Source organism: Burkholderia sp. Se-20378 (assembly GCF_017104665.1).
GTDB lineage: Bacteria > Pseudomonadota > Gammaproteobacteria > Burkholderiales > Burkholderiaceae > Burkholderia > Burkholderia lata.
Window position 1 is genome coordinate 1 of record NZ_JAAGPG010000563.1, and the last position, 5,420, is coordinate 5,420.

Genomic DNA, 5,420 nt, shown 5'->3' on the forward strand with positions numbered 1-5,420 from the left:
CCCGCAGGCGCCGCTGCCGAACGGGCTCGCGGTCCAGGTCCACTACAGCAATGCGCGGGCACAGGGTGAAATGCGCCTCGGCGACGCATGGCGCGTGAAGCCGAGCGACGTGCTGCTCGCGGAGCTGCGTGCGACGTTCGACGGCAGCGTCGTCGAAATCACGTACTGACCGCGCCACCACCGGACGGCTGTTGCACCATGCGGCCCGTCGCATCGCCATCGTGCGGTGCGGCGGGCCGTTTTTGCATGTTCGCGCAAACGAGTCTTGGGCTGGCCATCCGGACGCTATACAATCGCGCGCTAGCCGCACGAACGCGGCGTCGACCGTCGCTCGTCCGGCGGGTCGCGCCGGTATCGCGCACATAAACGGGGGCGGATCCGTGCGGCGAGCGGTGACATGCGACCAGGCCGCCCCGGAACCGGATGCCGTGGAACGGCCCGTCGCGACGACAAAAAACTGACAGTCTCCACATGACCATGGCCAATGTGAACCCGACGCAGCGGATCCTCGTGATCCGGATCGATTTTCTGGGCGACATGCTGTGCACCACGGCGTTTCTCCGCGCGCTGAAGGAGCGCTGGCCCGGCGCGGAACTCCATGTGGTCGCGAACCGCTACAACGCGGCCGCGCTGGCCGGAAACCCGGACGTCGATACGATCCACACCTACGTCTATAGCCGTCAATGCGAGCGCAACGACCGTCCCGGACGGATGCGCGCATTCTTCGACCGGCTGCGGCTCGTGCGTCGCCTGCGTCGCTTGCGGTTCGATCTCGTGGTCGTGCCGAACGGCGGCATGCATCGCAGCAGCATGCAGTTCGCGCGACAGATCGGCGCGAAGGATTGCCGCTGGCACGATGCCGAGACCGAATTCGACGATCGCAAGCCCGATCACGTTGCGCAGCGGCCGATGTGTCACGAAGCGCTGTCGGGTTTCCGGCTCGTACCCGAACTCGGCCGCGCCGATCTCGACCGCCTCGCGTTGTCGGTTCATCCCGACCGTGCGCTGCAGGACGCGTGGTATCGGTTGCTCGGCGCGCGCACGAAGCCGCGCGTCGGGTTGTTCGTGACGAACAAGGCGGCTGAGCGCCGCTGGCCGGCGGATCGCTGGCGCGACCTCGCCGAGCGGCTTGCGCCGTATGCCGACGTGATCGTGTTCCGCGACCCGGCCATCGGCCATGCTCCCAAGGACGACTCGTGGCGCGACGTGTGTGCGCGCCATGTCGCGCCGTCGTCGGTTGCCGAGCTGGTGGCCGCGGCGAGCCTGCTCGATGCGATCGTCTCGGCCGACAGCGCCCCCGTGCATCTCGCGTCGGCGCTTGGCGTGCCCGTCGCCGCGTTGTTCGAGGACCGTCCCGAGAAATACCTGCGCTGGCATCCGCTCGGCGTGCCGCACGTGATCCTGCGCGCCGGCGCGACCGTCGACGCGATCGGCGTCGACGAGGTCGAGCGTGCGGTGAATCACCTGCTGCCGCAAGCCACTCATCGCGACGAACCTCTGGCCGATGCGGCATACGCGCGGCCGGCTGCTGCCGCGGCGGCGCCGGTGGTCATGACCGTCGCTTCGTAGCACCACGGACATCGCAAGCACCGCGTACGGCACCGGCGCGCGGTGCGCCTGCCCCCTTGCACCGCTACGAGCGGGGTCGCATCAGGCCGGCCGCACGGTCGATTCGCCACGCCGCGCCGGCTGCTGCAAAATCCTGTACATTGCCAGCCTTGTTCAGCCAGCCAGACACACCCGCCGTGGCCCTGTTTTCTTCTGCCCGCCCGCCCAGAACCATCCTCGTTGCCGCGCCGCGCCGTATCGGCGACGTGTTGCTGACGACGCCGCTCGTCCGTTCGCTGAAGGCCCGCTGGCCGGAAGCGCAGATCGACATGCTGGTGTTTCGCGGCACCGAAGGCGTGCTCGAGCACAATCCGGACGTGCGGCGCGTGATCGTCGTCGCGCAGCGCGCGGGATTCCGCGAGCGGCTGCGTGACGCGCTGTCGATGTGGCGCCGCTACGATCTCGCGTGCGCGGCGCTGAGCTCCGACCGGCCGCGTTTCTACAGCTGGTTCGCGGGCCGCAAGCGGGTGGGCCTCGTCGATCCGAACCGCGTGACGTGGCTCACGCGAATGATGCTGAACGGCATCGCGATCAATCACCACGAATCCGCGCACACGGTCGTCAGCACGCTTGCGCTCGCCCCCGTGATCGGCATCGAGCCGGTGTCCGAGGTCGTTGCGCCCGGCATCGGCGATGATCCGGCTCGGCGCGCGCGCTTCGACGCGTGGCTTGCCGAATCGCCGGCGATCCGCGACGGCAAGCCGCTGGTCGTCCTGCATCCGTATCCGATGTTCCGTTACAAGCAATGGCGGCTCGACGGCTGGGTCGAGATGATCGGCTGGCTGCGCGAGCACGGCTTCGCGGTCGCGCTGTCGGGCGGCCCGGCCGACAGCGAGCGCGAATATGCGGAGCAGGTCGCAGCCGAAGCGGGTGGCGACGTACTGAACCTGGTCGGTCGCCTGACGTTCGGCGAAAGCGCCGAACTCGTGCGGCGCGCACGGCTTTTCATCGGGCCCGACACCGGCGCGACGCACGTCGCGGCCGCGACCGGCACCGACACGATCGCGCTGTTCGGCCCGTCCGACCCCGTGCGCTGGGGGCCGTGGCCGCAGCACTGGCCGGCGACCGAGAATCCGTGGCCGTTGCGCGGCTCGGGGCGGCACGGGAACGTGTGGCTGCTGCAGGGGGAGGGCGATTGCGTGCCGTGCCGGCACGAAGGCTGCGAGCGCAAGGTCGACAGCCGCAGCGACTGTCTCGTCAATCTCGGTGCGCAGCGCGTGAAAGCCGCGGCGGCCGAGATGCTAGGGCTGAATCCGCCGGGCCCGGCCGCAGCCGTCGTCGATACGTCGCGACTGCATCGCACCGGATCCGACTGACGCGCGGCCAGCGCGCGTTACCTGCTGGTCGCAGGCGGCTTGTGTCGCGACGAGCCGTGCAGCCCGTTTCCTTTGGCAATACCGAGGCTCCGCGGTGGCCGAAGCCGGCCGCCGGCGGAGCGTAGGCCGCTGCGCGTTACGCGCTGCGCCGGATCGCCGACGTTTCGCGCGGCAGCGCCTCGGCGCGCTCGCCGCAGCCGAGCAGGATGCCGGCCAGCAGCACGATCAGGTGCCCTTCGGCGAAATCGAGCAGCAGCGAATTGGCGAGACTGCCGATCGCGAAGATTGCGAGCCAGCCCAGCAGCAGGTGCCGCGAGCGCGGATCGAGCGTGCGGCTTCCGCGCGCGATCTGCACGATCAGGTTGACGAACAGCAGCAAGCCGACCGTGCCGAGCTGTACGGCCATCAGCAGGTATTCGTTGTGCGGGTTCGACGTGAGCTGGCCTTCGGCCGCCGTCTTGCCGGCCGTGAGCGTCTCGAATTCGGATTCGAGGCCGCCCGCGCCGTAGCCGATCACCGGGCGCTGGCGATACAGCTCGAGCCCCTTCTTGTACCACTCGAGGCGCAGCCCGGTCGACGTGGCCGCATCGCTCTGCCGGTATTGCTGCACTTCCGTCACGACCTTCGTCAGCCGGCCGTTGTGAACCGTGCATGCAGCGACCACGAGCGCGATGCCGGCCAGCACGAACACGCCGGCGGCGAGCCCCGCGCGCAGCGCCGATTGCCGGCGCAGCAACAGCACGAAACGCACGGCGACGACGAGGATCAGCAGCAGCGCGATGACCTGCCCGGTGCGTCCCTGCAGCATCACGAACACGTTGACGAGCGACCATGCGGCAACGCCCGCATACGCGGCGCGCGACTGCGCCGTGCGAGCCGCCAGCGCGAGATCGGCCGCCTGGTAGAACAACAGCGCGCCGAACATCCCGGCGGCGATGTGGTTCTTGAACACCCAGGCGCGCGACAGCGGCAGTTCGGTCGCGTGCGCGGGCCCGATCGCGGTCACGCCGAGATAGTTGGTGGTCGACAGCAGCAGGATCACGCACAGCGTGCCGAACCAGCAACGGCGCACGATCGGCGCCCAGTTCGAATGGCGGAAGGCGAGCACGGCGAACGGCAGCAGCAGCAGCTTGTCGTACTTGGCGACCCAGTTCCACGCCTTGTTGTGCGGCGCGACCGTATAGGTGATGCTGGCGGCCAGCGCGGCCAGGATCAGCAGCGCCGCGAGCGAGGCCGGGTCGGTGACGAACGAGCGCAGGTCTCGCCAGAATTCGGGGGAAATCACGAGCGCGGCGGCGAACAGCCCGCAGAACACGTTGGTCAGCGCGGTCGAGACGGGCACCATGCAGAGCGCGGCGACGGCGAATGCACGGGCGGCGGTCAGGCGCCGCGAGGCGGGAGCGGAAAACGAAAGCATCGGAACCTGTCGAATGGACGAATGCGGCTTGCGTACGTCGTGCTGCGCGCCGCGCGCCCCGGCGGGAGATCCGGGACGAACGGCGCAGAGTATACGCGAAGCAGGGCGCGTTTCCGTGTCGTTTTTGGGGCTCGATCAGCTGAACGCGCGCTTGATCCGCGAGCGCAGCAGTGCGCGCTTCAGGCGTCCTTCGACTGCCGGCGTGTCGAGCGCGACGCGCGTGCCGGCCGGTTCGCCGCGATGCAGGAAGTAGCGGTCGAACGTCGCCTGGGTCATGCCCCATTTGTTGAGAAACTGGCGGCGACCGTCGTTCTTGACGATCTTGCCCGTGCTTTTCTGCTGGAAGTGGTAGACGAGGCTGTCGCCGACTCCGACGAAGATCCGGCAGCCGGCATCCCAGAATTTCATCGAGAAGTCGTTGTCGCTGCTCATGCCGGGCGACAGCTCGCTGCTGTAGCCGCCGATCCGGTTCCACCAGTCGCGGTGCACGAGCGTCGGCGGCCAGGTCGAGCCGAGCCAGTCCGCGCGCACGAGTTTTGGGGCCGCGGCGACGAGGCCCGCTGCATCGAAATGTTCGGCGTCGCGGCCGAAATTGCTGACCACCACGCACGGGTTGCGCGTGTCGACCGGCTCGACCATCGTGCCCGACAGCATGAAGAGATTGGTCGGCATCTGTTCGATGCGGCGCACGAGCGCCGTGTCCCAGCCGGGGCAGCAGAACATGTCGTCGTTCATGTAGACGACGTAGTCGCGCGTCGCGCGCGCGGCGGCCCAGTTCACCGCGTGGCAGATGCCGATGTTGGTCGGCGACGCGGTGTGCTCGATGCCTTCGCTGCGCACCCAGTCGAGCGTGCCGTCCGAGCCGTCGTTCACGTGCACGATGATCTGGTGGTCGTACGCCGAGTGGCGGCGCAGGCTGTCGACGACGAGCTTGAGGTACGGCAGGTTGTTCCAGGTCGGAATGATGATGGAGAACATGGCGGTCGGATTCGGTAGTCGTCGTGGCGGGCGGAGCGCGGCGCGCCGGCTTTGAAGTTCCCGACGTGCACCCGACCCACCATGGCCGCGTGTGCCCCATC

At 68.6% G+C, this 5,420-nt stretch carries 5 protein-coding genes; 3 read left to right on the plus strand and 2 right to left on the minus strand.

From position 1 onward, the window contains the following. The 3 genes from G3N93_RS42530 to G3N93_RS33670 form a co-directional block, all read left to right on the plus strand. Positions 1-169 (plus strand): hypothetical protein (locus tag G3N93_RS42530; protein ID WP_374196531.1); only part of this gene is annotated, 169 nt, incomplete at its 5' end. A gap of 308 nt (positions 170-477) precedes the next feature. Next, the gene (locus tag G3N93_RS33665; protein WP_206134909.1) at positions 478-1,569 is read left to right on the plus strand and encodes a glycosyltransferase family 9 protein; all 1,092 of its coding nucleotides are present in this window, start codon (positions 478-480) and stop codon (positions 1,567-1,569) included. 176 nt (positions 1,570-1,745) lie between these two features. Beyond that, on the plus strand, positions 1,746-2,924 hold the full coding sequence (locus G3N93_RS33670; protein ID WP_174989696.1) for a glycosyltransferase family 9 protein: 1,179 nt from the start codon (positions 1,746-1,748) through the stop codon (positions 2,922-2,924). Positions 2,925-3,060: 136 nt separating this feature from the next. Here G3N93_RS33670 and G3N93_RS33675 read toward each other — a convergent pair whose 3' ends face one another. Both G3N93_RS33675 and G3N93_RS33680 read right to left on the minus strand, forming a co-directional pair. Then, complete coding sequence (locus G3N93_RS33675; protein WP_206134907.1) at positions 3,061-4,341, minus strand: O-antigen ligase; 1,281 nt, start codon at positions 4,339-4,341, stop codon at positions 3,061-3,063. A gap of 135 nt (positions 4,342-4,476) precedes the next feature. Then, on the minus strand, positions 4,477-5,319 hold the full coding sequence (locus G3N93_RS33680; RefSeq protein ID WP_206134908.1) for a glycosyltransferase family 2 protein: 843 nt from the start codon (positions 5,317-5,319) through the stop codon (positions 4,477-4,479). Between the last annotated feature and the right edge of the window lie 101 nt (positions 5,320-5,420).